General features: G+C 78.8%; 1 pseudogene. It reads right to left on the reverse strand.

What is annotated here, in order from left to right:
* Positions 1-334 (reverse strand): annotated as a pseudogene (locus AE652_RS42755) (hypothetical protein); the annotation flags it as partial.
* Positions 335-576: the final 242 nt, after the last annotated feature.

Here is a 576-nt window from a genome sequence, read left to right on the forward strand (position 1 = left end):
CCGGGGTGTCCCAGCCGGGCTGCACCGGCGGCACCGGGGCCCCGAAGTGCTCCGGGGCCTGGTACGGGGTCGGCGGCACCGGCGTCGGGTAGCCGACGCCCTGCGGCGGAAGCTGCGGCGGCACGTCGTACGCGGCGGCCGGCGGCTGGGGCGCGGCGGGCCGACCGGCCCGCAGACCGTACGGGTCCTGGCCGTCCTGGGGGTTCCCGTACGCGTCCACCGCGTACGGGTCCTGGGCGTAGGTGTCGGCCACGTACCAGTCGCCGGACGGCGACTCGGCGCCCGGCCGGCTCTCACCGCGGCCCGACGGCCGCTCCTCGCTGCGCCCGGTCATGTCACCTCTTCGCTGTCGTGGGGGGAGGCCGGCCCGGCAAGGCAGGGGGTCGGCGGTATCAAGGACCAACCTTCTCATCACCGGCGGCCCGATCCCGGCCATCCGGGCTGCTGCCACGCGGTGTCTGCGCGGGACCGTCACCAGGGGTGCCGTCCGTCCCGTCGGTCCCGTCCGCCGCCGGGGCCCCCTTCGCGGTGTCCTCCGCCGGGGCCCGCGGGGCGGGCTCCGCCGCCGCGGCGCCG

It is taken from the genome of Kitasatospora sp. MY 5-36 (genome assembly GCF_001182915.1).
Classification (GTDB): Bacteria; Actinomycetota; Actinomycetes; order Streptomycetales; family Streptomycetaceae; genus Kitasatospora.